The 25,955-nt window shown below is 67.3% G+C and carries 24 protein-coding genes; 12 read left to right on the forward strand and 12 right to left on the reverse strand.

Annotated elements, in window-relative coordinates; genetic code table 11:
• Positions 1-5: 5 nt before the first annotated feature.
• From CLU95_RS26775 to aspT (CLU95_RS26805), 7 genes are all read right to left on the reverse strand, one after another.
• Positions 6-698 (reverse strand): prepilin peptidase, encoded by a 693-nt coding sequence (locus tag CLU95_RS26775; RefSeq protein ID WP_180288677.1) that lies wholly within the window; start codon positions 696-698, stop codon positions 6-8.
• Between the two features lie 9 nt (positions 699-707).
• The gene (locus tag CLU95_RS26780) at positions 708-1,394 is read right to left on the reverse strand and encodes a site-2 protease family protein (RefSeq protein WP_180288678.1); all 687 of its coding nucleotides are present in this window, start codon (positions 1,392-1,394) and stop codon (positions 708-710) included.
• Positions 1,391-3,076 (reverse strand): TonB family protein, encoded by a 1,686-nt coding sequence (locus CLU95_RS26785; RefSeq protein WP_099796394.1) that lies wholly within the window; start codon positions 3,074-3,076, stop codon positions 1,391-1,393. Before CLU95_RS26785 ends, CLU95_RS26780 begins: the two co-directional genes overlap by 4 nt.
• Before the next feature lie 18 nt (positions 3,077-3,094).
• Positions 3,095-4,801, reverse strand: coding sequence for a molecular chaperone HscC (locus tag CLU95_RS26790; protein ID WP_099796395.1), 1,707 nt, complete (start codon positions 4,799-4,801; stop codon positions 3,095-3,097).
• Between the two features lie 86 nt (positions 4,802-4,887).
• Entirely contained in the window at positions 4,888-6,564 is a 1,677-nt protein-coding gene (locus tag CLU95_RS26795; protein ID WP_099796396.1) for a bifunctional aspartate transaminase/aspartate 4-decarboxylase, read from the reverse strand.
• 57 nt (positions 6,565-6,621) lie between these two features.
• Positions 6,622-8,310 carry an aspartate-alanine antiporter gene (aspT, locus tag CLU95_RS26800; protein WP_099796397.1) on the reverse strand — a complete coding sequence of 563 codons (1,689 nt, stop codon included), beginning with the start codon at positions 8,308-8,310 and terminating at the stop codon, positions 6,622-6,624.
• Positions 8,311-8,383: 73 nt separating this feature from the next.
• The gene (aspT, locus tag CLU95_RS26805; protein WP_306513150.1) at positions 8,384-10,057 is read right to left on the reverse strand and encodes an aspartate-alanine antiporter; all 1,674 of its coding nucleotides are present in this window, start codon (positions 10,055-10,057) and stop codon (positions 8,384-8,386) included.
• Between the two features lie 468 nt (positions 10,058-10,525).
• On the opposite strand from aspT (CLU95_RS26805), the gene CLU95_RS26810 reads away from it, so the two are divergent.
• From CLU95_RS26810 to CLU95_RS26825, 4 genes are read left to right on the forward strand one after another with little or no spacing between them, the layout of a single operon-like run.
• On the forward strand, positions 10,526-11,539 hold the full coding sequence (locus CLU95_RS26810) for a sugar ABC transporter substrate-binding protein (protein WP_099796399.1): 1,014 nt from the start codon (positions 10,526-10,528) through the stop codon (positions 11,537-11,539).
• 34 nt (positions 11,540-11,573) lie between these two features.
• Positions 11,574-12,533, forward strand: coding sequence for an ABC transporter permease (locus tag CLU95_RS26815; protein ID WP_099796400.1), 960 nt, complete (start codon positions 11,574-11,576; stop codon positions 12,531-12,533).
• Complete coding sequence (locus tag CLU95_RS26820) at positions 12,533-13,330, forward strand: ATP-binding cassette domain-containing protein (protein WP_099796401.1); 798 nt, start codon at positions 12,533-12,535, stop codon at positions 13,328-13,330. The genes CLU95_RS26815 and CLU95_RS26820 overlap by 1 nt, the downstream gene beginning before the upstream one ends.
• A complete protein-coding gene (locus CLU95_RS26825; protein ID WP_099796402.1) occupies positions 13,323-14,552 on the forward strand; it encodes an ROK family transcriptional regulator in 1,230 nt (409 codons plus the stop codon). Before CLU95_RS26820 ends, CLU95_RS26825 begins: the two co-directional genes overlap by 8 nt.
• A 13-nt stretch (positions 14,553-14,565) precedes the next feature.
• Here the strand turns inward: CLU95_RS26825 and CLU95_RS26830 are convergent, their stop codons facing one another.
• Both CLU95_RS26830 and CLU95_RS26835 read right to left on the reverse strand, forming a co-directional pair.
• The gene (locus CLU95_RS26830) at positions 14,566-15,000 is read right to left on the reverse strand and encodes a hypothetical protein (protein ID WP_099796403.1); all 435 of its coding nucleotides are present in this window, start codon (positions 14,998-15,000) and stop codon (positions 14,566-14,568) included.
• Positions 14,985-15,242, reverse strand: coding sequence for a hypothetical protein (locus CLU95_RS26835; protein WP_099796404.1), 258 nt, complete (start codon positions 15,240-15,242; stop codon positions 14,985-14,987). The genes CLU95_RS26830 and CLU95_RS26835 overlap by 16 nt, the downstream gene beginning before the upstream one ends.
• A 200-nt stretch (positions 15,243-15,442) precedes the next feature.
• Between CLU95_RS26835 and CLU95_RS26840 the strand changes: the two genes are divergently transcribed.
• The gene (locus CLU95_RS26840; protein WP_099796405.1) at positions 15,443-16,084 is read left to right on the forward strand and encodes a hypothetical protein; all 642 of its coding nucleotides are present in this window, start codon (positions 15,443-15,445) and stop codon (positions 16,082-16,084) included.
• Positions 16,085-16,132: 48 nt separating this feature from the next.
• On the opposite strand, the gene CLU95_RS26845 is transcribed toward CLU95_RS26840, so the two are convergent.
• Genes CLU95_RS26845 through CLU95_RS26855 form a run of 3 tightly spaced genes read right to left on the reverse strand, consistent with a single transcriptional unit; the run spans position 16,133 to position 18,505 of the window.
• The gene (locus CLU95_RS26845) at positions 16,133-17,119 is read right to left on the reverse strand and encodes a tripartite tricarboxylate transporter substrate binding protein (RefSeq protein ID WP_099796406.1); all 987 of its coding nucleotides are present in this window, start codon (positions 17,117-17,119) and stop codon (positions 16,133-16,135) included.
• A 31-nt stretch (positions 17,120-17,150) separates the two neighbouring features.
• Complete coding sequence (locus tag CLU95_RS26850; RefSeq protein WP_099796407.1) at positions 17,151-17,957, reverse strand: alpha/beta fold hydrolase; 807 nt, start codon at positions 17,955-17,957, stop codon at positions 17,151-17,153.
• Positions 17,954-18,505, reverse strand: a complete 552-nt coding sequence (locus CLU95_RS26855; RefSeq protein ID WP_095747553.1) for a hypothetical protein — start codon at positions 18,503-18,505, stop codon at positions 17,954-17,956. The genes CLU95_RS26850 and CLU95_RS26855 overlap by 4 nt, the downstream gene beginning before the upstream one ends.
• Positions 18,506-18,673: 168 nt before the next feature.
• On the opposite strand from CLU95_RS26855, the gene CLU95_RS26860 reads away from it, so the two are divergent.
• The 7 genes from CLU95_RS26860 to CLU95_RS26885 all read left to right on the forward strand — a co-directional run bounded on the left by CLU95_RS26860 (position 18,674) and on the right by CLU95_RS26885 (position 25,955).
• Entirely contained in the window at positions 18,674-19,582 is a 909-nt protein-coding gene (locus tag CLU95_RS26860) for a LysR family transcriptional regulator (RefSeq protein WP_180288679.1), read from the forward strand.
• A 129-nt stretch (positions 19,583-19,711) separates the two neighbouring features.
• Complete coding sequence (locus tag CLU95_RS26865) at positions 19,712-20,836, forward strand: 3-deoxy-7-phosphoheptulonate synthase (protein WP_099796409.1); 1,125 nt, start codon at positions 19,712-19,714, stop codon at positions 20,834-20,836.
• Between the two features lie 56 nt (positions 20,837-20,892).
• Positions 20,893-21,267 (forward strand): hypothetical protein, encoded by a 375-nt coding sequence (locus tag CLU95_RS30760; protein WP_143606062.1) that lies wholly within the window; start codon positions 20,893-20,895, stop codon positions 21,265-21,267.
• Positions 21,268-21,317: 50 nt separating this feature from the next.
• Positions 21,318-21,842, forward strand: a complete 525-nt coding sequence (locus CLU95_RS26870; RefSeq protein WP_099796410.1) for a Csu type fimbrial protein — start codon at positions 21,318-21,320, stop codon at positions 21,840-21,842.
• Positions 21,843-21,875: 33 nt separating this feature from the next.
• A complete protein-coding gene (locus CLU95_RS26875) occupies positions 21,876-22,625 on the forward strand; it encodes a fimbrial biogenesis chaperone (RefSeq protein ID WP_218967447.1) in 750 nt (249 codons plus the stop codon).
• Positions 22,582-24,996, forward strand: a complete 2,415-nt coding sequence (locus CLU95_RS26880; protein ID WP_099796411.1) for a fimbria/pilus outer membrane usher protein — start codon at positions 22,582-22,584, stop codon at positions 24,994-24,996. Before CLU95_RS26875 ends, CLU95_RS26880 begins: the two co-directional genes overlap by 44 nt.
• On the forward strand, positions 24,984-25,955 hold the full coding sequence (locus CLU95_RS26885; protein WP_099796412.1) for a Csu type fimbrial protein: 972 nt from the start codon (positions 24,984-24,986) through the stop codon (positions 25,953-25,955). Before CLU95_RS26880 ends, CLU95_RS26885 begins: the two co-directional genes overlap by 13 nt.

Below are 25,955 nucleotides of genomic sequence, written 5' to 3' on the forward strand. Positions count from 1 at the left end.
CGTCGTCAGAAGATCCGATACCCCAGCATTGCCACCATCGCTGCCGCCATGTGTGCCGGACCGGACGGCACGGCTCTTTTGTGATGCGCGTCTCGCAGTGCGAACACGATTGCCGTCAGCAATGAGGCCACCACGAACGCGACATACACCGTCGGCAGCGCGGCCCACCCGAACCAGGCGCCAGCCACGGCGAAGGCCTTGAGGTCGCCATGGCCCACGATGTCCCGGCCCGTATTGGAGCGCACCGCCATCGTCACCAGCCATGGCGCGAGGTACCCCGACACCGCGCCGAGCACATTGTCCGAGGCTGGCCCCGTGGAGGCTCGGTAGAGCAGCCCCAGCCATAGCAGCGCGAGCAGGATTCGGTCCGGAAGCAGCTCGTGGCGGACGTTGATTGCCGTCAGCAGGATCCATCCGAGCAGCAGCATGCACAGCATCGCCGTGTCTAACGATGCGCCGCGCACGAGTGCGAGGCCGAGGCAGAGCAATGCGGCGCCGATGACGATGGCGAATTTGCTCGCTTTGGAAATGTCGAGTTCGGATGTGTCGCGCAGGAAGGGCTGGTAGTTCTGGTATTCGCTGGCCCACACCCTGTGCATGTCGAGCGGGATGCGCCGTATCCATGGCAGCAGGGCAAAGGCGGCAAAGGCGCCGCCGCCGAGGGCATAGGCCACAAGGACCTCGATGTTCGATTGCATGGGCGTCATTTACTTCCCGGTGAGCATGTGAAGGTCGATGGCGCCTGACTGCGTCAGGTAGACCAGCAGGGCGCACAGCCATGAAAGCAGCAACCCGAGGTAGGCGACCTCGCAGAGCGAAGTCATTCGCGATGGCCAGCGTCTGAAGAGCCGGGTACGCAAGAAGGCCGTCCGGATCAGGAATCCGCCGTTGGTCGCCGGCGAGGGAAGCAGGTTCAACGCTGCGAACTTGGCGGCCGTGAGGCCGAGGAGCGAGACAAAGGGCAGCGTGGTGCTCGCAAGATGCATCTGTGCCAGCAGTTCCTGCGCGTCGCAGAGCGGAGAAAATGCGCCGCTGACGATCTGCATGAAGCCACTGGCGAAGGCGCGCAGACCGTCCAGACGCAGCGTCGCCACGGCCACCAGGACCAGCGCGATACAGCCTGAGGCGCCGACCGCAAGCCGTGCCGCCAGCGGCTGTGCATCGAAAGCATCGTGCATGTCATCAGGATCGATGGATTCCACCTCGGAGTCCTTGAACCTCACGGAACCGCCGAAGAGAAACGGTCTGAGCGTGACACGGCCGAACCGCGCGAGCACAGGCCCGAAGCCGATCGACACCTCCCGCACCTTGATCTTCAGTTGGTCGGCAAGGAATACCGCCGATGACACATGGAGACCGACGCAGGTCACAACGGCGCAAAGCAAGGCGATCATGAATTCTTGGGGCGCAGAGCCAACACCATCTGGGAGGGCACTGCTCCCTGATCGGGCAGTGGCATGTACTCGGTCTTGCGGATCGCGCGCAGCGCCGCGTTGTCCCATTCGGGAATGCCGCTGGATTTCAATAGGGTCGCGTTCAGGATCTTTCCGCTCGGAGCTAGGTCCAGGGTGAACTCCACCGTGGGATTGCCCCGTACGTCCGCTGCAAAGATGATGTTAGGCCTGACCGCCGCCGCCACCATCTGGCCCCAGTCCCTTCGCGCGGCGGGTTGTGCGCCGTCGTTCAGCACGAAATTGATGGGCGCCATGTACCAGGTGGAGCCCGTCTTGTCGGCTTTGTCCTTGGGGATCACGAGTCGGGCGGCCTTGACCGCATCGACGGCCGCGGCGTCGAGCCGCTCGTAGCCGGAGCTCTGCGCCACGCGGATGCCCCGGACGACGCCGTCGCTATCGGGTAGCACCTTCACGAGGACCTTGCCCTGTTCGCCGAACCGTTTCGACAACGACGGGTAGACGGGGCGGGGCGCCACGCTGTATTCGGCCCTCGGTGCGTCGGACAGGGCGACGCTGGCGCGGGGCGCCGTGAAGGACGGTGGGGTGGGCGAGGTCGGGATGGCTGTCGCAGGCGGTGCGGCGCGCTGGGGTGGGGCCTGGACTGCTTGCGAGGCGAGTGGCCCCGAGGTCGGCATCTTTTCGCCCTGCCACTTGAAAGCCGACTGCAGCAACACGAACAGCATCGAGCCGACACAGAAGATGGCGAACCAGGCCACCAGTTGAGACGGCTTCAGCGGTGTGTGTGGTGCGTCGGTCGCAGGTGATGCGCGGCGAGGGCTCGGTCCGAAGGCCGAGCTTGCCGTGTCGGCGTCGACCTTCTGCCAAGCTACGATGTTCTCGGTCTTGGACGTCAGCCGCACCCAGTTGGGAAAGAGCCCCGCCGCGTGCAGGACATGATCGAGACCGAGCGTCACCGCCTCTTCGCCGGGGTTGGACCGTCTGCGCAGCAGGTCGAGATACTTCAGTTGCAGTTCGCGGTGCGCGGTGGGCAGATCTGCGTGGGCGTGCTGCTCCACGATGGCGGCATCCACCACCTGGCCAGCCTTGCCCAGCCGCTGCAGCCGGGCGGAATCCTTGCGCCACTCGAAGGCTTCGGCGGCCGCCTCGAACAGGTGCTCGTGCCCCGCCTGCCAACCGCTGGCCAGGATGTGCGCCACGTTGGCTTCGAACAGGAAGCGGGCGTCCATGTCGAGCAGGCGATCGTCTTCCAGCGAGGTATTCAGCAGCGTTGCCGCGTCGTCGATCGAGCGGGGCGGGTGTTCGGCAAGTCGGCCGGCGAATGCCGCGACCACCGCGTGTGCGCTCTCGTGGGGCGAGGTGGCCTGGGGGGCTGCGGAGGGCGGCCCTGCAGGTGTTGCATCGATCGGGCTGGAATGCACGTTCTGTGCCTCGGACTCTGCGGGCTCCGGCGGGGGCTCCTGCGCGACAGGCGCATCGGTCTGAGGCTTGTGGCGCGCCCAGGTCAAGGCTGCTTCATAGGTCTCTCGCAGGCGTTGGAAGGCCTCTGCCTCGGCTTCTTGATCGATCTTTTTCAGTTCGGATGCGTAGGCGCGCCGGATCGCGCGCTCGTCGGCGTCCGGCCGCAGGCCCAGTGCGAGCAGAAAGCCCGGTACGTCGTTCATGAGTGCCGTCGCTTTCGATCAGTCCGCCAGATGGCTGTCGCGCTCGATGTGGTCCAGCTGCTCCTGAAATTGGCGATGCGCCGGTGCGATGAGCCGCTTGTCCTGCGTAGCCAGCACGCGTTCGAACTCCGCGATGCAGACACCCAGCCATTCGCGCACCTCGCCGCGCAGTTGCTGGTAGACCCGTTCGCCGCGTGCGAGCAGCGTGCGGTTTTCGATGCGGTCGCGTGGGTGGATCTTGAGTTCGCTCAATGCCTGCAGCCGCTCCTTGATCTCCGCGTCGGTCAGCAGCCCCGGGTTGCCTTCAATCAGGAGGCCGAAGGTTTGCTGCGTCTTCTGCACCGTCGCCTCGACCTGCAGTAGGCCATTGACGTCGTAGGTGAAGCGAACCTCCACCACCGACTCCTGAATGGGTCCGGGTGGCAGCGGCACTTCGAGATTGCCCAGGTGCACGTTGTCGCGCACCATGCGTGACTCTCCCTGGAACACCTGCAGTTCGATGGCGGCCTGCGCGTCGGAGCCGGGAATGTACGTCTTCGAGCGGCTGACCGGCACCGTGCTGTTGCGCTCGATGATGGGGTCGAAATGCCCGTGCGACGAGGTGTTGGCGCCCAGTCGATGGCTCACCGCGACGCCGAGCGAGTAGGGCGCGACGTCGGTCATCACCACTTCCTTCAGCGCCGCATCCTTGGCCTTGAGGCCGGCCTGCACGGCGGCGCCCAGTGCAACGACTTCGTCGGGGTTGAAGTCGATGGATGGGAAGCGTCCGAACATCGTGGTGGCGAGTCGTCGCACGACGGGCATGCGTGTGGCTCCTCCCGCGAGAACGACCGCGTCCAGCTCCGCTGCGCGCAGATTGGCGTCGCGCAGCGCGCGCTCGACCGGCGCGCGCAACCGCTTGAGCAGCGGTGCGCAGGCTTGTTCGAGCAGCGCTTCGTCGATCGCGAGCCGGTGCTGCACGGCCTCGTGCGCGACGACGATTTCGGCGCGTGGATGCAGGCTCAGCGCTTGTTTTGCGGCCTCGGTTTGTGCGGCCAAGCGCTGCATGAACTGCGCGTTGCTGCGCAGGCTCGCGGGCAGTGCGTTGCGTTCGAAGAAGAGGGTGATCAGCGACTCGACGAAGTCCTCGCCGCCCAGGAAGTTGTCGCCCGCCGACGCGCGGACCTCCATCACGCCTTCGAACATTTCGAGGATCGACACGTCGAAAGTGCCGCCGCCAAGGTCGAACACCAGAAAACGCGTCTCGGCGCCCATGTTGTGCATGCCGTAGGCGAGCGCTGCGGCGGTGGGCTCGTTCAACAACCGGTCGACCTTCAGGCCGGCGAGTTCGCCCGCGGCGCGCGTGGCTTTGCGTTGCGCATCCGAAAAATACGCGGGCACGGTGATGACGGCTTCAAGAATCGGCACGCCCAGCATGGCTTCGGCATCGGCCTTGAGTGAACGCAACACCAGTGCCGAGAGCTCCTCGGGCCTGAAGCTGCGCTTGCCCAGACGCACCGTCTTGTTGCTGCCCATGTAGCGCTTGAAGACGGCGGCGGTGCGATCCGGATGCGTCTGAAGTCGCTCCCTGGCGGCCTTGCCGACGAGCACGGTGTCGTCCTCGTCGAGGCTGACGCACGACGGCGTCAGGTATTCGCCCAGCCCGTTGGGAATCAGAACGGACTTTCCATCCCTCCACACCGCCACCAGGCTGTTGGTGGTGCCCAGGTCAATGCCTACGATCATTTCTCGCCCCTTTGCGGTCCCTCTTTATGCCTTTGATCGTATGTCAAAGGCATACATTTCGGGGCCGCGCAAGGGGCGGAACGAGGCTACTTTTTGCTGCGTTTTGCGGGTTTAACGACAGTGGTTTTGCCGATGCCGCCCTTGGCCGCCTTTCCAGCGCTGCGCTCCTTGCCGCTCCCGCCGGTTTCCTTCTCAAACATCGCAAAGTACTCCGAAGCCATCTTGCGCAGCGAGCGCCCGATGTTCGCGTAGTCGTACTCGTTGAGGTTGGCCAGCGACACGCGTCCCGACGGGTGCTTGCCGCCGAAGCCGCGCCCGGGCAGCAGCACGATGCTGGTTTCGGAGGCGATGCGGAACAGCGCTTCGTTCGGCTGCAGCTTCGTGAGAATCCACTTGCCGAAGCGTTCGCCGTGCATCTGCGTGGCGATGTCCTGCAGGTCGAGCAGGTGGTAGTAGCTCACCGAGTTCGGGTCGGGCGGCAGCGGCAGGCCCAGCTCGCGGTACAGCGCTTCCTTGCGGCGCGAGACGATGTGCTTCATCGACTTCTTGTAGGTCTCGCCTTCGTCCATGAGGCAGAACAGCGAGAACATCACCATCTGCGCCTGCACCGGCGTGGAAAGGCCGGCCGTGTGGTTGAGCGCCACGGTGCGGCTGTCGGCCACGAGGCGGTCGATGAACTTCAGCTTTCGCGGCTCGGTGGTGATGGAGCTGTAGCGCGCGTCGAGTTCCCGGCGCTTGGCTTCGGGCAGGGCGGCGATCTTGCGGTCGAGGATGTTGTCCTCGTGCGTGGCGACCACGCCCATGCGCCAGCCGGTGGCACCGAAGTACTTCGAGAACGAATACACCAGGATGGTGTTGTGCGGACACATCGCGAACAGCGAGGTGAAGTTGTCGGCAAAGGTGCCGTACACGTCGTCCGTGAGGATGATGAGGTCGGGCCGCTGCTTCACGATGTCGACGATGTAGCCCAGCACCTCGTCGCTGATCTTCACCGACGGCGGGTTGCTCGGGTTGCACAGGAAGAAGGCCTTGACTTTCGGGTCGAGCAGTTTCTGCAGCTCCCTCTTCGTGAACTGCCAGTTGTTCTCCGACGGTGCGTCGATCAGCGCCTCGATGAGCTGGTAGTCGTTCAGGTGCGGGATCTCGATGTAGGGCGTGAAGATCGGCATGCCCAGCGCGATGGTGTCGCCGGGCGACAGCAGATGGTTCTCGCGCAGGCTGTTGAACAGGTAGGTCATGGCGGCGGTGCCGCCTTCCACCGCGTACATGTCGAACCGGCCCACGAAGGGGTGGGTGTTGATCATCTCCTTGTGGATGTACTGGCCCACGATGATCTCGGACAGGCGCAGCATGCGGTCGGGCACCGGGTAGTTGCAGCCCAGGATGGCCTCGCACATCTCGTAGATGAAGTCGCCGGCCGACAAGCCCAGCTGGTCGCGCACGTACGACACGGCCGCCTCGATAAAGCGCACGCCGGGCTCGCCCGCATGCGACTTGGCAAAGATCTCGAAGCGCGATTCGATGCCTTCGCGCTGCGGAAAGCCGCCCACGTCGGCCATGTAGATGTACGAGCGCTCGGCCTCGGTCATGGCGAACAGGCCGAACTGGAAGAAGCCGTGGCGCGGGGTGGTGGCCAGGAAGTTCGGGTTGCCGCGGCCGGCGTTGAGCATGAGCCGGTCACTCTGTCGTGCGACCTGGATCAGCGCATCCTTCAGTTCGAACGGGCTCAGCCCACCCAGTTTTTTCACGTCGCCGAAATCCATGGAGTACTCCTTGGTTGAGAAAAAATCAAAGAAAGGAAATAAAGAAGAGGGCCGTGCTCAGACCAGCGCCACGATCAGCGGGCCGAGTAGCGTGAGGAACACGTTCGCCAGCGCGTAGGTGATGGCAAAAGGCACGGTGGGAATCGCGTTCTCGGCCTTGCCCAGCACTTCGCCGAAGGCCGGGTTGGCGCTGCGCGAGCCGCTCAGCGCGCCCGCGAACACGGCCGCGTTGTCGTAGCGCAGCACGTAGCGGCCGAACAGCATCGTGAGGATCATCGGCACGAGCGTCACGACCACGCCGACGCCGAAGATGGTCAGGCCCAGCTCCTTGATGGTCTGCACGGCCTGCAGGCCCGACGACAAGCCCACCACGACCACGAAGCCCGCCAGGCCCAGGTCTTTCAGCAGCTGCACCGCGCTGGGCGGCAGCGCGCCGAAGGTCTGCTTCTTCGCGCGGTACCAGCCGAACAGCAGGCCCGACAGCAGCGCGCCGCCACCGGCGCCGAGCGTCAGCGGGATGTTGCCGACCTTCACGCTCAGCAGGCCGATCAACAGGCCCACCACCAGGCCTGCGCCGAGGTAGACGAAGTCGGTCTTGGCGCTCGGCACGATCACGTCGCCGACAAGGGCGGCCACGCGCTTCACGTCCTGTTCGGCGCCGAAGATCGACACCAGGTCGCCGACCTGCACGACGGTGTCGGGCTTCATCGGCAGCACCTGGCCCATGCGGCTGAGTTGCACCACGAAGATGCCGTGGCGCACGCCGCCGGCAGTGGCCTGGCGGATCTGGTCGACGGTCTTGCCGCCGAAGTCCTTGTTGGTGAGCACGATCTCGCGCTTGTGCATGGTGAGTTCCATGCCGTCGACCGCATCGACCTCCTTGCCCAGCAGCGGGGCGCTCGCCACCACGGCGTCGCGCCGGCCGACGGTGAGCACGTAGTCGCCCTGGCGCAGCACGAGCGTGGGGCTGACCTCGACGAACTTGCCATTGCGCTTCACGCGCTCGATGGTGATGGTGGTCGACGGGTTGGCGTTCTCGATGTCGGCCACCGTGCGTTGCGGGTCGCTCGTGAGCTGGTAGATGCGGCCGACCAGCGGCGGTGCGGCTTCCTGCTGGTCGGGGCCGAGCACCTTCACGCCGGCCTGCATCGCGGTCTCGGCCGCAATCGCGTCGTCGCGGATGCTGCGGCCCATGAGCTTGGGCAGGATGTTGACGCACACGATGATCGCGCCGAACGAACCGAACACGTAGGTCACGGCATAGCCGATGGCGACGTTGCTCTGCAGCCGCGCCGTCTCGGCCGCTGCGAGGCCAAGCTTGCCGATGGCGTCACCCGCCGTGCCGATGATGGCGCTCTGCGTGAGGCCGCCGGCCGCCACGCCCGCTGCCAGGCCCTTGTCGAGCCCGAACAGCTTGGCCATGACCACCACGGTGGCCAGGCCGGTGGCCGCCATCACGGCGGCCAGGATGATTTCCTTGATCGACTGCTTGCCGAGCGAGCTGAAGAACTGCGGCCCGCTCTCGAAGCCGACGGCGTAGATGAACAGCGCGAACAGCACGGCCTTCACGCCGCCGTCGATCTGCACGCCGACCTGGCTGACGATCACCGCCACCAGCAGCGAGCCGGCGACGCCGCCGAGCTGGAACTTGCCGAACTTGATCTTGCCGATCCAGTAGCCGACCGCCAGCGAGAGGAAGAGCGCCATTTCGGGCGACTTCTTGAAGAGTTCATGCAGCCATTCCATAGGGGAAGTCCTTTCAGGGCATCGATGGGAAGAAGAGAGAAGAGAAGGGCGTGGAGCGTCTCGGGTCGTCGTCTTATTTCGCGTGCTGCACCAACCCGGCCAAGGCCACGATCAGCGGGCCCATCAGCGGCAGCACCACGTTCGAGATGGCATAGGTGATCGTGTAGCCCAGCAGCGGCGTGGCGTTGCCGGCGGCGTTCTGCACGGCGCTGAGCGCGGGCGTGCTGCATTGCTGGCCGGCGATGGCGCCCAGCAGCACCGGCGCCTCGAGCTTGAGCAGGCGATGGCCCACGAACAGAGAGATGCTGGCCGGCACCACCGCGATGGCAACGCCCACCAGCGGCAGCGCAATGCCGAACTTCTGGATCAGCGCCAGCGCCTGCGGCCCCGAGGCCAGGCCCACGCAGGCGATGAAGGTGGCCAGGCCCAGGTCCTTCATGAGCGCGAGCGCGTCGGCCGGCACGCTCAGCCGGTGCGGGTGCTTCGACTGGTACCAGCCGAAGGCCAGCCCCGTGAGCAGCGCGCCACCGCCGGTGCCGAGCGAGAAAGGTATGCCGCCGATCTTTGCGCTGAAGCCGCCGATGAACACGCCCAGCAAAATGCCCGCGGCGGCGAAGCTGATGTTGCTGCGCGTGGAGGCGATCACGCGGTCGCCGATCTGCGCGATGGCGGTTGCCACCTCGGGCGCGGGGCCGTAGAGCTGGAGCACGTCGCCACGCTGCAGCGTCAGGTCGTTGAGCAGTGGCATGGCGTGGCCGTCGCGCGCCACGCCGATCACCTGCACGGCGGACGGCAGCACCGCTTCGAGTTCGCGCAGCCCGCGGCCGAACCATTCGCGGCGGTTGGCGACGACTTCGGTGGTCTCGACCACGGTGTCGAACGCGGCGGTGTCGGCGAACTCGGGGCCCAGCAGTTCGCCCACGTTGACGAGCGTGCTGCGCCGGCCGATGGCGAGCACGCGGTCGCCCACGCGCAGGTGCAGGTCGGGCGCGACCGCGAGGGGCTGGCCGTCGCGCACCACGCGCTCGATGCTGGCCTGCCGCCCGAGGATCGACGTCAGTTCACCGACCGAGCGGCCGCGGCCCACGGTGACGCGGAACACGCGCCCGACCATCTCGGGCGTGGCGCTGGCGGCGTCCGGGTCGTCGGCGCCGCCGCCCATGGTCTTCCAGAGCTTGTCGGCTTCGGCGCGCAGGTCGACGCGCAGCAGCAGCGGAAACACCTGGCTCGTGACGACCACGATGGCGATCAGCCCGAACACGTAGGTGATGGAATAGGCCGTGACCACATTGGCCTGCAGCTGCGCGATGTCGGCGGCCGAGAGGGCAAGCTTGGAGATCGCATCGGTCGCCGTGCCCACCACCGCTGATTCGGTGGCCGCGCCCGCCATCAGCCCGGCAGCGGTGCCCTGGTCGAGCGACAGCAGCACGGTGGCACCGAGCACCAGCGCGAGCACCACCACCACCTCGACCAGGCACAGCAGGCCCAGGCGCAGGCCCTTGGCGTCGAGGTTGGCGAAGAACTGCGGGCCGCCCGCGTAGCCGAGCGCAAAGATGAAGAGCATGAAGAACACGTTCTTCACGCTGTCGTCGAGCCGGATGCCCAACTGGCCGACGACCAGCGCGGCAATCAGCGTGCCGCAGATGCCGCCGAGCTGGATCGGGCCGAAACGGATCTGGCCGACTGCGTAACCGATGCACAGCACCAGGAACAGCGCGATCTCCGCATTGTTTCGGAGTATTTCCACGAAGTGCTCGAGCATCTGCCGCAATTCCTCCGGGTTTATTTATTCAACTTGGCCGGCGGCGTGGAATGAAAAACAGAGCACTGCATCCATTGGCATCAACGCTTTCCGGGCATCAGGCCGAAGCGCGAACTTTGCTCTGCACTCCACAAATCGATGATTTTTCGCATCGGTGGTTACGATAAATCAACAATTAGGACAATTGTCAAAATTTGAAAAGAATAGCTGGCATGGTCATTGGAATGAGGTGATTCGAATTACAAATCGCCCGCTGCAGCGCAAATAACCGGCCAGGGCCATCGGCTGCCGCCCTCGGGTTTTCGATAACTAAAGTGACTTGATTTAGTCGGTCGCCTGCTCGATAGTCCCCTTCGCGTTCGGATGTCTTCCCGCTTGTTTGAGGGCAAGGCATCCGGTTCCACAGCAAGCACGGCAGGCGCTGAGCGCCTCGCCCCTGAAGGAGACACCCCCATGTTTGTCAGCTCGCGTTTCGTTCCCGCCCTGGCCGTTCTGGCCCTGGCCGCTTCCACCGCCTCCACGGCCCTGGCCGCCGGCGAACCGGTCATCGGCCTGGTCACCAAGACCGAGACCAACCCCTTCTTCGTGAAGATGAAGGAGGGCGCGCAGGAAGAGGCCAAGAAGCTGGGCGCCAAGCTGCTGTCGGGCGCGGGCAAGGCCGACGGCGACAACGCGGGCCAGATCACGGCGATGGAAAACATGATTGCCGCCGGCGCCAAGACCATCCTCATCACGCCCAGCGACGCCAAGGCCATCGTGCCGGCGATCAAGAAGGCGCGCGACAAGGGAATCATGGTGATTGCGCTCGACAGCCCGGCCGATCCGCCGGACGCGACCGACGCGCTCTTTGCCACCAACAACTACACGGCCGGCGTGCTCATCGGCGAATACGCCAAGGCCGCCATGGCCGGCAAGACGCCCAAGATCGTCGCGCTCGACCTGCTGCCGGGCCACCCCGTGGGCGCGCAGCGCCACAACGGCTTCATGAAGGGCTTTGGCCTCGCGGCGAACGATGCCAAGTCGAACGAGCTGTCGAAGGCGCCCGAAATCGTCTGCATGGCCGACAGCTTCGGCGACCAGGCCAAGGCGCAGACCGTGATGGAAAACTGCCTGCAGAAAGCGCCCGACGTGAATCTGGTCTACACCATCAACGAACCCGCCGCGGCCGGTGCCTACAACGCGCTCAAGCGCGCGGGCAAGGAAAAGGGCGTGATGATCGTCTCGGTCGACGGCGGCTGCCAGGGCATCAAGGACACGGCCGCCGGCGTCATCGCCGCGACCTCGCAGCAGTACCCGCTGAAGATGGCCGCCATGGGCGTGGCCGCGGGCGTCGAGTTCGCCAAGACCGGCAAGAAGGCGTCGGGCTACGTCGACACCGGCGTGACGCTCATCGCCGGCAAGAGCGTGGCCGGCGTCGAGAGCAAGGACACCAAGACCGGCGCCGAGCTGTGCTGGGGCAAGAAGTAAGCGGCCCCCGGTAGAAAGAAAGGGAGGCACATCGATGGCGACATCTCCAACGCACCGCATTCCGTGGGGCGCCCTCGGGCCGTGGCTGGCCTTGCTCGGCGCGTGCATCTTCTTTGCGACGCAGTCCGACCGCTTTCTGACGGGCGGCAACCTGTCGCTGATCCTGCAGCAGGTGATGGTGGTGGGCGTGATCGCCATCGGCCAGACGCTGATCATCCTCACGGCCGGCATCGACCTGTCGTGCGGCATGGTGATGGCGCTGGGCGGAATCATCATGACGAAGTTCGCCACCGAGCTGGGCATGCCGGTGCCCGTGGCCATCCTGTGCGGCATCGGTGTGACGACGCTCTTCGGTTTGCTCAACGGCCTCTTGGTGACGCGCATCAAGCTGCCGCCGTTCATCGTGACGCTGGGCACGCTGAACATCGCGTTCGCGATCACGCAGCTGTATTCGTCGTCGCAAACGATCACCGACCTGCCTGCCGGCCTCACGGGCCTGGGCACCACCTTCACCATCGGCAGCGCCGAAGTGGCGTGGGGCTCGGTGCTGATGGTGGCGCTGTATGTGCTCGTGTGGTTCGTGCTGCGCGAGACGGCCGCCGGGCGCCACATCTACGCGGTCGGCAACAACGCCGAAGCCACGCGGCTGGTCGGCATTCCGACGCAGCGCGTGCTGCTGGGCGTGTACGTGGCGGCGGGCGTGCTCTACGGCATCGCCTCGCTGCTGTCGGTGGCGCGCACGGGGGTGGGCGACCCGAACGCGGGCCAGACCGAGAACCTCGACGCCATCACGGCCGTGGTGCTCGGCGGCACCAGCCTGTTCGGCGGGCGCGGCATCGTGCTGGGCTCGCTCATCGGCGTGCTCATCGTGGGCGTGTTCCGCAACGGGCTCACGCTGATGGGCGTGTCGTCGATCTACCAGGTGCTGGTGACGGGCGTGCTCGTGATTCTTGCCGTGGCCGCGGACCAGCTCTCGCGCAAGGGAGCACGCTGATGAACACCGTAGCCAACCCAAAGATCATCATGCAGGCCAAGGGCCTCGTGAAGCGCTACGGCCAGGTCACCGCGCTCGACGGCGTCGACTTCGAACTGCGCGAGGGCGAAATCCTCGCGGTGATCGGCGACAACGGCGCGGGCAAGTCCTCGCTCATCAAGGCGCTCTCGGGCGCGACCATTCCCGACGAGGGCGAGATCCTGCTCGACGGCGCGCCGGTGCACTTTCGCAATCCGCTCGATGCGCGGCGTGCGGGCATCGAGACGGTCTACCAGGACCTGGCCGTCGCGCCCGCGATGACCATCTACGAGAACCTGTTCCTTGGTCGCGAACTGCGCCGCCCCGGCTTCCTGGGCAACGTGCTGCGCATGCTCGACAAGAAGAAGATGCTGCAGGAAAGCGCCGCCCGCATGGCGGACCTGAAGGTCGGGATCCAGTCGATGACACAGGCTGTCGAAACGCTCTCGGGCGGCCAGCGACAGTGCGTGGCGGTGGCGCGCAGCGCGGCCTTCGCGCGGCACGTGGTCATCATGGACGAGCCCACCGCAGCCCTCGGCGTGAAGGAGGGCAACATGGTGCTCGAGCTGATCCGCCGTGTGCGCGAGCGCGGCCTGCCCGTGGTGCTCATCAGCCACAACATGCCGCATGTGTTCGAGGTGGCCGACCGCATCCATGTGGCACGCCTCGGCCGGCGCGCCGCCGTTCTCAACCCCAAGAAAATCAGCATGAGCGACACCGTGGCCGTGATGACCGGCGCCATGACCGCCGACCAGTTGCCTGCGGAGGCGCATGCCTGACACCGACGCCGACATCGTTGAACACCCGTCGGCCTTGCTGCGTCCGCGCGGCTCCAACCAGGTGGGCATGCGCCAGTTCAACGAGCGCGTGGTGCTGCAGGCGCTGCGCGTGCACACCAGCCTGCCCAAGGCCGACCTCGCGCGGCTCACGGGCCTGAGCGCGCAGACCATCGGCCTCATCACCGCGCGGCTCGAGGACGACGGCCTCATCGTCAAGCAAAGCCGCGTGCGCGGGCGCATCGGCCAGCCCTCGGTGCCGCTGGCGCTCAACCCCGACGGCGCCTTCGCCATCGGGGTGAAGCTCGGGCGGCGCGGGGCCGAGTGGCTGCTGATCGACTTCGCGGCGCAGGTCCGCGAGCACCACGCGATCCGCTACGAGTTTCCCGACGCCGAGGCGCTGCTGCCTGTGATCGCCGAGCACATCCACCGGCTGCGCGACGGCCTCGGGCCGCTGGCCGCGCGCAACGTGGGCGCGGGGCTGGCGGCGCCGTTCCAGCTCGGCGGCTGGCACCGCACGCTGGGGCTGTCGAAGGCGCAGTCGGACGAGTGGAACCAGATGGACCTGCTGGCCGAGGTGCGCGCGCGCACCGACGTGCCCGTGGGCTTTGCGCGCGACACCGTGGCGGCCTGCGTGGCCGAGTTGGTGACAGGGCGCGGCCACGACCTCAAGAGCTTTCTCTACATCTTCGTCGACACCTTCGTGGGCGGCGGGCTGGTCATCAACTCGCACCTGCACACGGGCGCGCACGGCAACGCGGGTGCGCTCGCGTCGCTGCCGATGCGATCGGCCACGGCTTCGGCGGGCCTGCCGCCGCAGGTGGTGGCCGAGGCCTCGCTGTGGGAGCTGGAGCAGCGCCTGCGTGCCGACGGCCTGGACGCCACCGCCGCGTACGACGAACGCGCGCTCGAAGCGCCGTTCGCCGCGGCCACGCAGGCCTGGCTCGGCGGCGCGTCGCGGGCACTGGCGCATGCCATCGTCAGCAGCACGGCGGTGCTCGACCTGGCCGACGTGGTGATGGACGGTTCGATGTCACGTACGCTGCTCGACGCGCTGCTGGAGCAGACCCGCGCGGCGCTCGCGCAGTGCAACTGGGAAGGCCTGTGGTCGCCGCGGCTGCACGGCGGCAGGGCAGGGGTGCAGGCGTGCGCGCTCGGTGGCGCGATGCTGCCGCTGCACGCCAACTTCGCGCCGGACCACGATGTGTTTTTGAAAGCGGGGTGAGCCGCTCGAAAGCTCAGGGACTCGCCGAGGCATGCAGGTCGCGCGGCAATCGCAGCGTGCTCGCGCGTGCGCCCTCGGGGCACGGCCCGTCGGAGTAGGCCGCATCGCCCGCGGGCATGACGCACTTGTGCACCTCGACGACGGCAGGCACGGCCTTGACGGCGGGCGCTGCGGGGGCGATCACCGGGGCTTCGAAGTTCGTGTTCGTCAGCGTGGCCGGTTTCGTCGATGCGTTCGTTACCGCATCCGGCAACGCGTGAAGGGGAGGCGATTTGTCGGCCTCGACCGGCACGACGGCGGTGGTCAAGGCCGCGGCGCGCGCCGCGCTCTCGTGCACCAGGTCCTTCAAGGTCACGTAGAACAGCAACATCGCCACCAGCGCCACGCCCAGGCACGGGGCCCAGTACCGCCGGGGGGCGCCGGCCCGTGAGGTCAGCGGCGCGGCCATGCCAGGCCTCCGTTCTGCAACACACCGGCCAGCTTCGCGATGCCGCCGGTGCCGCTCGCCGCCCGGCCGATCAGCGCGCCGCCGGCAGCGCCCGCGACGATCCGCATCAGGAACGACCGGCTGCGGCCCGCGGCCAGCAACAGCAGCACGCCGGCGCCGAGCACGACGAGGTGTTCGCCGGGGTAGTCGGCGCGCGCGGCATCCACTTGCTTGATCTTGTCGATCGTCTGTTCCAGGTCCATGGCTGAAGCTCCTTGTCGTGTTCAGCCGTTCATACCGGCGCGCACCGGGCGCCGCTGTAGGCCGGCGCCATGCGCGGTGACGGAATCCGCCGCGAAAACGCCGTGGAGAAAGCCGCATCGCACGGGAAGCGGGGCACTCTCGATAATGCAACCCGCTCGTAGAGAACCCCCACAGACGCAGAGAAGTAGAGAACCGCGAAATGAGTGCTGCAGATTTTCTTTTCGCCCCCGAGGTGCAAAAGCTCTTGATGGTCGCCTACGCCGCGCCCGACCAACCCTTGCCTTCCAGCGAGCTGGCCCATCGCTCGAAGCTCGACACGGCCGATGTGGAACGCACCTTGGCGCACCTCGTCAGCAGCGGCATCCTGAAGAAGCAAAAGCCGAAGGCCGAGGAGGCAGAGACCTTCGCGATCGACCGCGCGTTCATCTTCCACGACGAGTTGCGCAACATCGCGCTCAAGTCGTTCGCCGCGGCCGAGCCGGTTCGCGCGATGCTGCGCGGCAAGTTCAAGGCCTCGGTCGTGCGCGCCTTCGTGCTCGCAGAGGACGAAGACGGCACCCTGGAGCTGCTCGTCGTGCACGGCCAGTCGATTCCCGACGAAGCCACCTTGGGCGCCGCCTGCAAGAAGCTCTCGAAGAACATCCACCGTCACCTGAAGGTGCACGTCATCTCGAACGCGAAGTTCAACGGCCTCACGCCGCGCGACGCGCTCATGCCGAAACCCGCGGCGCTCGAGATCATCAAGCTTGGGGACACGAAGGCGCAGCTGCCCGTTGAGAAGGTCGGCCTCCTGCAGAGTGCGAAGAACAAGCTGGCAACGCTGTCGCGCGCATCGACGTGAGGCCTGCCCCGAAGGGCGATGCCACCTGACGCCTCGTGCCCGACGCCCTCAGCTGTCGATGCGTATGTTGTTCGACTTCGCGATCTTTCCCCACTTGGCGTATTCGTCGCGCGAGACTTTGGCGAATTCGTCGATCGTGCTGCCCACCGGTTGCAGGCCCAGGTCGATCAGCCGGCGCTGTACGTCGGGTTGTCTGAGCACCTTCACGATTTCGGTATTGAAGCGCGCGACGATGTCCTTGGGCGTTGCGGCCGGCACGTAGAAGCCCTGCCAGCCGTCGCCGTCGTAGCCGGGCAGCAATTCGGCCACGGCGGGCACGTCGGGCAGTGCGGCACTGCGCTTCTTGCTGGTGATGGCCAACGCACGCAGCTTGCCGCTCTTGACCAGCGGTATCGCGGTGGTGGCCGGCTCGAAGGCCAGCGGCATCTGCCCGGCCATCACATCGGCCAACGGGCTTCCTTTGTAGGGCACGTGGACCATCTGGATGCCGGCCATGTTGTTCATCATCTCCATCACCACGTGCGGGCCCGAGCCGATGCCCAGCGACCCGTAGTCGACCGATCCCGGCTTGGCCTTCGCGCGTGCGATCAGGTCTTTCAGGGTGGCGTCGGGCTGGTTCGGGCCGGTGACCAGCACATAGGGCACCAGTGCCACCTGGGTCACGGGTGCGAAGTCGCGGAAGGTGTCGTAGGGCAGCTTGGTGTACACGTTGGGATTGATGCCCATGATCGAGTTGACCGTCATGAACAGCGTGTAGCCGTCGCCCGGGCTCTTGGCCGCGAGCTCCGCGCCGATGATGCCGGCCGCGCCTGCGCGATTGTCGATGACCACGGGCTGCCCGAGCGCACGCCCGAGGGGCTCGCTCACGATGCGTGCCACCACGTCGGGCGATACACCGGCCGCAAAGGGCACGATGACCTTGATGGGCCGGTCGGGCCACTTGCCCTGTGCCAGCAGCGGCGGGGCGGCCATTGCGGCGGCAGCCGCGCCCAGGTGCGTGAGCACGGTGCGGCGGGAAAAGCGTGGGTCCTGCATGGGGTGTCTCCGTTCTTTTTTTCTGAAAGGCTCAGGCGAGCCAGTCGCGCAAGGCGGCGATGAGCGGCTGAGGCGCAACGATGTGGGGATAATGGCCGCCCGTCGCAAGGCTCAGGTGCCGAGCGTCAGGGTAGAGCGCCCGTACACGCGCACGCACCACGGGTGTGATCGTCGGGTCGTCCTCGCAGTCGCACACCACGGTGCGTGCGACGACTGCCACGGCAGCTGGCGCCTGCGCATGGGCCACCTGGCGCAATCGTTGGTGGAAGGCGCCCGCCGGCAGGCCGTGGTGCAGCATGTGCAGCTGTACGCTGCGCAGCAGATCGGCGGGCCTGGCCGCCAGGGCGGCATGCCAGCGGGCGATGACCTCGTCATCGGTGGCGGCGTCCAGCCAGGCCGCATCGAACAGGGGCGAAGCCTTCACGTCGGACCCGTCGACGAAGGTGTTGCCCAGCCACAGCGCCGAAACGTGCTGCGGGAATTCGGCGGCGACATGCTGCGCCCACCAGGCGCCGTAGGACGAACCCCAGAGCGCGACCGCGCCGGTGTCCAGATGCCCGAGCAGCGCAGCCAGCCCGTGCGCGAGTTGCGAGGGGCTGCGGCCGCCGGGGTAGGTGACGCTGACCACGCGGCGCTCGGCATCGAAGGCTTGCGCCACGTGCCAGGCCGTGTCGCCATTGCCCAGCGCGCCCGGCAGCAGGACCAGCGGCGCCTTGGCGGAGCGGCGGGCGTTGTCGCGGTAGCCCCAGTGCGTGCCGTCGTCCTCGGTGAAGCGGCCCAGCGGCGCGCTGGCGACATAGCGGCTCAAGGCGGGCGGCGAAGGGTGAGCCAGGCTCATGCGAGGTAGCCTTCTTCGCGCAGCGTCGATTTGGCCTTCTCGGTGAAGTCGGCCTCCGGTGCGTTGCCACCGATGACGAACATCAAAAAGTGCGTCTTGTCCGGCTCGCTGTGGGTGATGTTCTCGAAGCGCCGGTTCACGCCGGGCGGAAAAGAGCAAATGTCCCAGGGGCCGACGTCGAAGTATTCGTCCTTGCCGTCCAGTTCCCACGAGCAGCGCCAGGTGCCGGTCAGGGGCATGAAGGTCTCGTTGGTGTCGTGGTTGTGCATCATCGGGCCGTTGCCCGGCTTGGCCTCGCAGAAGCCGAGGTTGAAGCCTTCGCTGATGCGAATGGCGGCGTTCTCGGCGGCTTGCGCGCCCACCGGCGACACCACCTGCGCACCGCCCTTGCCGGCCGGCGGCTGGAAGCCCACCGCGTTGTAGAGCTTGCGCACGGCGCTCGGGTATCGGCTGTCGGGCAGGCCCCCGTCGAAGCCCTTGAGGTCCTTGAAGTAGGCAACACGTTTGCGCATCTCTTCGCGCGTGACGCGGATCTGGGGAATGGCCATCGTGAACATCTCTGTGGAAGTGAAGGAGAGGCCTTCGAGTATTCGCGTCCAGGTCCGCGAACGCCATCGCAAGATCCGATGCGCGCCATCGGCTTCGTGATGACGCATGCGGGTTTTCCCGTCGCCCCGCGAGGCGCGATCCACGCGCCGCCGCGGCAAGATAGGTCCATGAAACTTCAGGATCTCGACCTGCACCTGCTGCGCGCCTTCGACGCGCTGCTGCGTGAAAGGCATGTGACCCGCGCCGCGGAACGGCTGGGCATGAGCCAGTCGTCGATGAGCGTGTCGCTGGCCAAGCTGCGCGATCTGTTCGGCGATGAATTGCTGATGCGCTCGGGCAGCGGATGGATGCCGACAGAGCTGGCCTTGGTGCTCTGGCCGCGTGTGCAGGACGCCATCGGCGCGCTCGAACGCGTGCTCGATTCGCCGAGCTTCGACCCTGCCACCGCGACGACGACCTTTCGCCTGATCGTCATCGACTACATCGACCTGCTGATGATGCCCGCCGTGATGCGCCGCGTCCGGCAGGAGGCGCCGGGCGTGAAGCTGCATGTGCTGCAGACCAATCCCCATCACTTCGGCGAGATGATGGCGGCTGGCGAACTCGATCTGGCGTTGACGTATTTCCCCGGCGCGCCGGACTACCTGAAGGGGCGCAAGCTCTTTTCGGATCGCTTCCTCGGCCTGTGCGCCAGCAGTCACCCGGTGCTTTCCCAAACGCTGGACGTGGCCGGTTTCTGCGCGCTGCCGCATGTGACCATCGAACTCGATGCCGCGCAGATCTACAACGTGCAGATCGACGCAGCGCTCGAACCCCATGGCCTGCGCCGGCGGGTTCAGATGATCAAGCCCAGCTTTCTGGCGCTGCCCTTCGTGCTGGAGACCTCGGACATGGTGGCCAGCGTGCCCGCACGCCTGGCGCGCCGCATGACGCGCATGGCGACGGTCTCGTTGTTCGACATCCCGCTGGAGCTGCCGTTGTTCGACGTGCGCATGCTCTGGCACCCGCGCACCGACCATTCGCCTGCGCATGAATGGCTGCGCGGCCTGATGCTGGCGTGCGCACGCGAGGCCTGAGCGCCGGCTGCTGGCGCGGTCAAGTCACACGTGGGCGCCGGTGTTCTTGACGGTCGCCTGAGCCGGGTGGGGAGCGCGTGCTGGGGGACAATCGAGGCAACCCCCTCGAACCACACAGCCCCCACGACCATGCCCCGCCTCGACGACCCCCTCCACGACGCCGAAGTCGGCTCCCGCGACAGCACCCTCGACACCACCCGCATCGACGACGTGCGCATCGGCGCCGTGCGCCCCCTCATGACCCCCGCGCTGCTGCAGGAGCGCGTGCCCGTGCGCGACAACACGCTGGCGCTGGTCGAAGGCAGCCGTGCGGCCATTGCCGACGTGCTGCACGGCCGCGACGACCGGCTGGTGGTGGTGGTCGGCCCGTGCTCCATCCATGACCACGACCAGGCCATCGAGTACGCACAGCGCCTGAAGACCGTCGCCGATTCGCTGCAGGACGACCTGCTGATCGTGATGCGTGCCTACTTCGAGAAGCCGCGCACCACCGTCGGCTGGAAGGGCTACATCAACGACCCGCACCTGGACGGTAGCTTTGCCATCAACGAAGGCCTGGAGCGCGCGCGGCGCCTGCTGCTGGAGCTGACCACGCTGGGCCTGCCGACCGGCACCGAGTTTCTCGACCTGCTGAGTCCGCAGTTCATTGCCGACCTGATCGCCTGGGGCGCCATCGGCGCGCGCACCACCGAGAGCCAGAGCCACCGGCAACTGGCGTCGGGCCTGAGCTGCCCGGTCGGCTTCAAGAACGGCACCGACGGCAGCGTGAAGGTGGCGGCCGACGCCATTCTTGCGGCCCGTGCACCGCATGCCTTCATGGGCATGACCAAGATGGGCATGGCCGCGATCTTCGAGACGCGCGGCAACGACGACTGCCACGTGATCCTGCGCGGCGGCAAGGCGCCCAACTATTCGGCAGCCGATGTCGAATCCAGTTGCCAGGCGCTGCTGGCGAACGGCTTGCGCCCGCAAGTGATGATCGACGTCTCGCACGGCAACAGCAGCAAGCAGCACCAGCGGCAGATCGTGGTCGCCGAAGACGTGGCCGCGCAGATTTCGGGCGGCGAGCGGCGCATCACGGGCCTCATGATCGAGAGCCACCTCGAGGAAGGCCGGCAGGACTTGAAGCCCGGTGTTCCGCTGAAGCACGGCGTGTCGATCACCGACGCGTGCATCGGCTTTGCGCAGACGGTGCCGGTGCTTGAAGGGCTGGCGTCGGCGGTGAAGGCGCGGCGCCGGTTGGCAAAAGCCTGAGGTCGGTCAGGGGCAGGGCGGCTGGACGCAGCCGCTCGCCCCGAAAAAGTCACCCCGTGCCATCGCGCCGCAGGGGGGCGGCCGCCGCGGCGCTGCGGCGCACGCTGAAGCCGCGGGCGCACAGCCACATCCAGACGCCGGGGCGCTTCGCCCCCATCGGCCACGGCATCACCGGTGGCCCGACACCACACACCCTAAATGTCGGCCGCGACGTGCTCTCGGCCACGGACATCGACCGCGCCACGGCACCCATCCCGTATCTGCATGGGCCGTTCGAACCGTTGTTGAAATGTAAACACTGCAAACAGTTTCCTGATTGTTACGAGAACTACATCACGAAACACATGCCCGAACTCAGTGAATTTGAGGACAAACAGGCCGTTCGTGGGGCATCCTTGCGCCACTTTGTAATCAAAAGGTATCAAAAATGATTACAAAATCAGGTTCAGCAGGTCCTATTCATTACATTCGGAGTCTCCTCATGTTCAAGCACGCAGTCGCCGCGGCGGTTACCGCCACCCTCGCCCTCGCATCCGGTTCCGTCCTGGCTGACACCGTCGGCGCCACCTTTCAGGTCAAGATGACCATCGTCAAGAGCTGCTCGGTGACGGCCGGCAGCACCTCCGACATCAGCCTGGGCACGTCCGTGCTGCCCACGGCCACCAACCAGACGGGGAACAACACCATCTCGGTCACCTGCTCCAAGACCACGCCCTACACCGTCGGCCTGCTGCCTTCGAGCACCAACGGCGGAACGACCGACGGCACGGGTGCCATGTCGTCCGTCGCCAACGCGGCCACCAACACCGACAAGGTGCCCTACGCGCTGTACTCCAACGCGGGCAACAGCACCGTGTGGGGCAACACCACCGGCACCGGTGCCAATGTCGTCGGCGGCTCGGGCACGGGTGCAGCGATCACGCACACGGTCTATGCGAAGAACACCAACGCCAACTTCACGCCGGACAGCTACGCCGACACCGTCACGGTGACGGTCACGTACTGAGCCAGCGCTGAATCACCGAGCCAGAACTGAATCGTGAGACGTGCACTTGCCATCGGGGGACTGTGGGGCGCCTGCCTGCTTGGCGGCGGCGCGGTCCAGGCGGCCGGCCTGCAGGTCTCGCCTGTCACCCTGACGCTGGCGCCGACCCGGCAAGGCGATGGGCTCTGGCTGAGCAACACGGGAACGGCGCCGCTGGACGCGCAGATCCGTGTCTTCCGATGGACGCAGGTGGGCGGACAGGACCGCATGGAGCCGGCGGACGGCCTGGTCGTCAGCCCGCCCATGCTGCAACTGCCCGTCGACGGACGGCAACTGGTGCGGGTGATCCGCAACGGTCCGCCGCCCGCGGGCCCGGCGGAAGAGGCCTACCGCGTGCTGGTGGATGAGTTGCCCGTGCCCCAGGCGGCGGGCGCGGCAACGGATGGCAAGAAGAGCAACCTGAATTTCGTGATGCGGCACTCGCTGCCCATCTTCGTTTCCCCGGCGGGCGCAGAGCCGGCCCCCGCGCAGTTGCGCTGGAGCCTGCGCAGCGAGGACGGCAAGGCCGTGCTGGAAGTCGGCAACAGCGGCGGGGTGCATGCCCAGCTGGCTGACCTTGTGTTCACCGGCGCGGACGGCCGCGCCGTCACCGCCTACACCGGCTTGCTGGGCTATGTGCTGCCCGGCGCCACCATGCGCTGGCCGCTGAAGACGCTGCCCGCCGCCGTGGCCGGCCCGGGTCGCTGGCAGGTCATGCTCGATGGCAGAACCACGGCCCCGGATCTCGCGCCGCTGGCGCGCTGAGCAGGCCGTGCACGTGGCGAGGGCCTTGCTGGCCCCGTTCGCACTGGCGCCATTTGCGCTGGCCCTGACCGCGCTGCCCGCCTTGGCTGCGCCTGTCGCCCAGGCCGCGCCGGCTGCCATGACGCTGTACCTGGAGGTCAGTCTCAACGGCATGGCGCGCGGGCTGCACCCGTTTCGCCTGGAGGGCGGGGCCCTGTGGGCCTCCCGCGCGGTGCTGCGCGAACTGAGTTTCACCTTGCCCGAGAGTGGCAGCGGTGCCGAATGGTTGCCCCTGCGCGACCTGCCCGGGCTCGCGGCCGACTACGACGCCGTGCGCCAGCAACTGACCCTGACCGCCCCGCTGGCGATGCTGCGCCTGCCCACCGCCACGGTGGGCGAGAGCGCCGTCACCGCGCAGCCCCTGAGCACATCGACCGGCCTGCTGCTGAACTACGACCTCTACGGCACCCAGGGCCGGGGCGGCAGCAGCAACCTGAGCGCCTTCGGCGAGCTGCGCGCCTTCCGCGGCGCCAGCGTGCTCAGCACCACCTGGCTGATGCAGCGCACGCACGACAGCAGCGGCTGGAAGGACCAGTCCGTGCGCATGGACAGCACCTGGAGCCAGGCCTTCCCCGACAAGATGCTCACCCTGCGCGTGGGCGACACGCTCACCGGCGCGCTGCCCTGGTCGCGCGCCACGCGCATCGGCGGCATCCAGCTGTCGCGCGACTTCGGCTTGCAGCCCTACCGGCAGACAGCGCCGCTGCCCAGCTTCATCGGCTCGGCCACGATGCCGTCGGACGTGGAGCTGTTCATCGACGGCATCCGTCAGTACAGCGGCCAGGTGCCGGCGGGGCCCTTCCAGCTCAACACGCTGCCGCGTATCAACAGCACGGGCACGGCGCAGGTGGTGGTGACCGACGCACTGGGCCGCGCCGCCACGCTGAGCTTTTCGCTCTTCGACAGCAGCCGCCTGCTGGCGCCCGGGCTGAGCGACTGGACGGTCGACCTGGGCGTGGTGCGCCGCAACTACGGCCTGCGCTCTTTCGATTACGGCAAGCAGCCGGTGCTGACCGGCACCTGGCGCCGGGGCCTCAGCGACAGCTTCACGATGGAGGCGCACGGCGAAGCGACGCGCGGCCTGGCGCTGGTCGGCGCAGGCGGCGTGTGGCAGCTGGGCGCCGCGGGCACGCTGTCGGCAGCGTTGGCGGGCAGCCGGCACGACGCCGACAACCCCGGAGGCAGCCGCAGCGGCACGCAGACCAGCCTGGGCTACCTGTGGCGGCAGGAGCGCCTGTCGGTGGGCCTGAACGGCACGCGCACCCAGGGCGACTACCGCGACGTGGCAACGGCCTACGGCTCGGCGCCAGCCAAGGGCAGCGCCAGCGCGAGCGTGGGCTTCGACATGGGCGGCCTGGGCAACGTCAGCGTCAGCTACCTCTACCTGCGCCCGATCGGGCAGAGCGCGTCGCGCTACGCCAGCGTGAACTGGTTCCGGTCGATCGGGCGCGCGTCCTCGATCTCGGTGGGCATGAACCAGAACCTGGACAAGCGCAACGACCGCGGTGTCTTCATCGGCCTGAGCTGGTCGTGGGACGCGCAGACCAGCGTGAGCGCCGGTGTGCAGCGCAGCGGCGACCAGGGCACGGTGGGCACCGTCAGCGCGCAGCAGTCCCCCCTCGGCGACGGCGGCTGGGGCTGGCGCGCCACCGCGCGCACCGGCGGCGGTGCGACCGGCGGGCAGGCCGAAGTCAACTACCTGGGCCCCTACGGCCGCGTGCAGGCCGGGGTGAGCGAGATGGGCGGCAGCAGCGCCAGCCGCTACGCCTACGCGGGTGCCAGCGGTGCGCTGGTGCTGATGGGCGGCGGGGTGCTGGCCTCGCGGCGCATCGACGACGCCTTTGCGGTGGTCGACACCGACGGCGTGGCCGGCGTGCCCGTGAAGCTCGAGAATCGCCCGGTGGGGCAGACGAATTCGAGCGGGCTGCTGCTGGTCGTGCCGGTGAATGCCTACCAGAACAACAAGCTGGCGATCGACCCGATGGACCTGCCCGCCGACGTGCGCATCGAGCGCGCCGAGACCCTCATCACCCCCGCCGGCCGGTCGGGCGCGCGGGCGCATTTCGGCATCACGCCCGTGCGGGCTGCGAACGTGGCACTGATGGACGCGCAAGGCCAGCCCTTGCCGCTGGGCAGCCGCGTGCAGGTGAACGGGCAGGACGGCGGCGGTGCGGTGGTGGGCTATGACGGCTGGGTGTACCTGGACACGCTGGACGTGCGCAACACGCTGGCCGTGCGCGCGCCCGACGGTGCGGTGTGCCGGGCGCAGTTCGACTGGCGGCGCCCCGAGGGCGGTGGTTTGCAGAAAGAGCGGTTGACATGCGTACGTTGAGATTTGTGCTGGTGCTGGTGTCCTCGTGGCTGCTGTCCATGGGCGCGGCGCATGCCGACCCGAGCTGCTGGGTCGCCACCCAGCCGAGCTTCGCCTTCGGCACCGTCACGGCATCGGCGGCGGCGGACACCACCGGCACGGTCGGCTTCGCGTGCCAGAACGACACCGGCCAGACCATGTACATGAACTACTGCGTGTACGTCTCCCAGGGCAACGAGATCGCCGGCTATGCCCCGCGCTACATGACCAACTGGAACGGCTCGCAGATGGCCTACAACATCTACGCCGACGCGGCCCGCAGCGGCATCGTCGGCCCGCCGCCGGGCGGCGGCACCTACAGCAGCGCGGCGGGTTCGTTCGTGCTGCCCGCCGGCGGCGGCAACGTCGCGTTGAACATCTCGCTGTATGGCCGCGTGCCGTCCGGGCAGTCGCTGCCGGCGGGCAGCTACCAGGCCAACATCTACAACTCCCAGGTCGTCTGGGGCATGAAGAGCGGCAATGCCCCCGGCAGCTGCACCGCGAGTTCGGCCAAGTACACCGGGGTGACGAATTTCTACACGCAGGTCACGGCCACCTATTCCAGCGCGTGCGCCGTCAGCGTGACCGCCACCGACCTGGACTTCGGCAGCGCCAGCTCGCTGGCGTCCGCGGTCAACGGCGCGGCGGCCATCACGATGGCCTGCCCGCCCAGCACCGCCTGGAAGGTGGGGCTGAGCAATGGCGCGAACGCTACGGGGACACAGCGGCGCATGGCGGGCGGTGCGGGCGACTACATCCAGTACGAGCTGTACCGCGATGCCGCGCGCTCGCTGCGCTGGGGCAATGCCGCCGGCACCGACACGGTCGACGGCAGCGGCAACCCCGGCAGCGCCATCCCGGTCTATGGGCGGGTGCCGGCCCAGACCAATGTGACGCCGGGCAGCTACAGCGACACGATCACCGTCACGGTGACCTACTAG

Origin of the sequence: Variovorax sp. 54, assembly GCF_002754375.1 — a bacterium.
Taxonomy (GTDB): Bacteria; Pseudomonadota; Gammaproteobacteria; order Burkholderiales; family Burkholderiaceae_C; genus Variovorax.

What these genes read in the sequence shown, in the direction of transcription:
- CLU95_RS26870 (WP_099796410.1), top strand. Translation starts at nt 21,318, where the DNA reads ATGTTCAAGCACGCAGTCGCCGCGGCGGTTACCGCCACCCTCGCCCTC.
- CLU95_RS26815 (WP_099796400.1), top strand. Translation starts at nt 11,574, where the DNA reads ATGGCGACATCTCCAACGCACCGCATTCCGTGGGGCGCCCTCGGGCCG.
- CLU95_RS26780 (WP_180288678.1), bottom strand. Translation starts at nt 1,394, where the DNA reads ATGATCGCCTTGCTTTGCGCCGTTGTGACCTGCGTCGGTCTCCATGTG.
- CLU95_RS26880 (WP_099796411.1), top strand. Translation starts at nt 22,582, where the DNA reads ATGGCAGAACCACGGCCCCGGATCTCGCGCCGCTGGCGCGCTGAGCAG.
- CLU95_RS26860 (WP_180288679.1), top strand. Translation starts at nt 18,674, where the DNA reads ATGAAACTTCAGGATCTCGACCTGCACCTGCTGCGCGCCTTCGACGCG.
- CLU95_RS26790 (WP_099796395.1), bottom strand. Translation starts at nt 4,801, where the DNA reads ATGATCGTAGGCATTGACCTGGGCACCACCAACAGCCTGGTGGCGGTG.
- CLU95_RS26785 (WP_099796394.1), bottom strand. Translation starts at nt 3,076, where the DNA reads ATGAACGACGTACCGGGCTTTCTGCTCGCACTGGGCCTGCGGCCGGAC.
- CLU95_RS26825 (WP_099796402.1), top strand. Translation starts at nt 13,323, where the DNA reads ATGCCTGACACCGACGCCGACATCGTTGAACACCCGTCGGCCTTGCTG.
- CLU95_RS26850 (WP_099796407.1), bottom strand. Translation starts at nt 17,957, where the DNA reads ATGAGCCTGGCTCACCCTTCGCCGCCCGCCTTGAGCCGCTATGTCGCC.
- CLU95_RS26855 (WP_095747553.1), bottom strand. Translation starts at nt 18,505, where the DNA reads ATGGCCATTCCCCAGATCCGCGTCACGCGCGAAGAGATGCGCAAACGT.
- CLU95_RS26775 (WP_180288677.1), bottom strand. Translation starts at nt 698, where the DNA reads ATGCAATCGAACATCGAGGTCCTTGTGGCCTATGCCCTCGGCGGCGGC.
- CLU95_RS26845 (WP_099796406.1), bottom strand. Translation starts at nt 17,119, where the DNA reads ATGCAGGACCCACGCTTTTCCCGCCGCACCGTGCTCACGCACCTGGGC.
- CLU95_RS26830 (WP_099796403.1), bottom strand. Translation starts at nt 15,000, where the DNA reads ATGGCCGCGCCGCTGACCTCACGGGCCGGCGCCCCCCGGCGGTACTGG.
- CLU95_RS26795 (WP_099796396.1), bottom strand. Translation starts at nt 6,564, where the DNA reads ATGGATTTCGGCGACGTGAAAAAACTGGGTGGGCTGAGCCCGTTCGAA.
- CLU95_RS26835 (WP_099796404.1), bottom strand. Translation starts at nt 15,242, where the DNA reads ATGGACCTGGAACAGACGATCGACAAGATCAAGCAAGTGGATGCCGCG.
- CLU95_RS26810 (WP_099796399.1), top strand. Translation starts at nt 10,526, where the DNA reads ATGTTTGTCAGCTCGCGTTTCGTTCCCGCCCTGGCCGTTCTGGCCCTG.
- CLU95_RS26820 (WP_099796401.1), top strand. Translation starts at nt 12,533, where the DNA reads ATGAACACCGTAGCCAACCCAAAGATCATCATGCAGGCCAAGGGCCTC.
- aspT (WP_099796397.1), bottom strand. Translation starts at nt 8,310, where the DNA reads ATGGAATGGCTGCATGAACTCTTCAAGAAGTCGCCCGAAATGGCGCTC.
- CLU95_RS26865 (WP_099796409.1), top strand. Translation starts at nt 19,712, where the DNA reads ATGCCCCGCCTCGACGACCCCCTCCACGACGCCGAAGTCGGCTCCCGC.
- CLU95_RS26885 (WP_099796412.1), top strand. Translation starts at nt 24,984, where the DNA reads ATGCGTACGTTGAGATTTGTGCTGGTGCTGGTGTCCTCGTGGCTGCTG.
- CLU95_RS26840 (WP_099796405.1), top strand. Translation starts at nt 15,443, where the DNA reads ATGAGTGCTGCAGATTTTCTTTTCGCCCCCGAGGTGCAAAAGCTCTTG.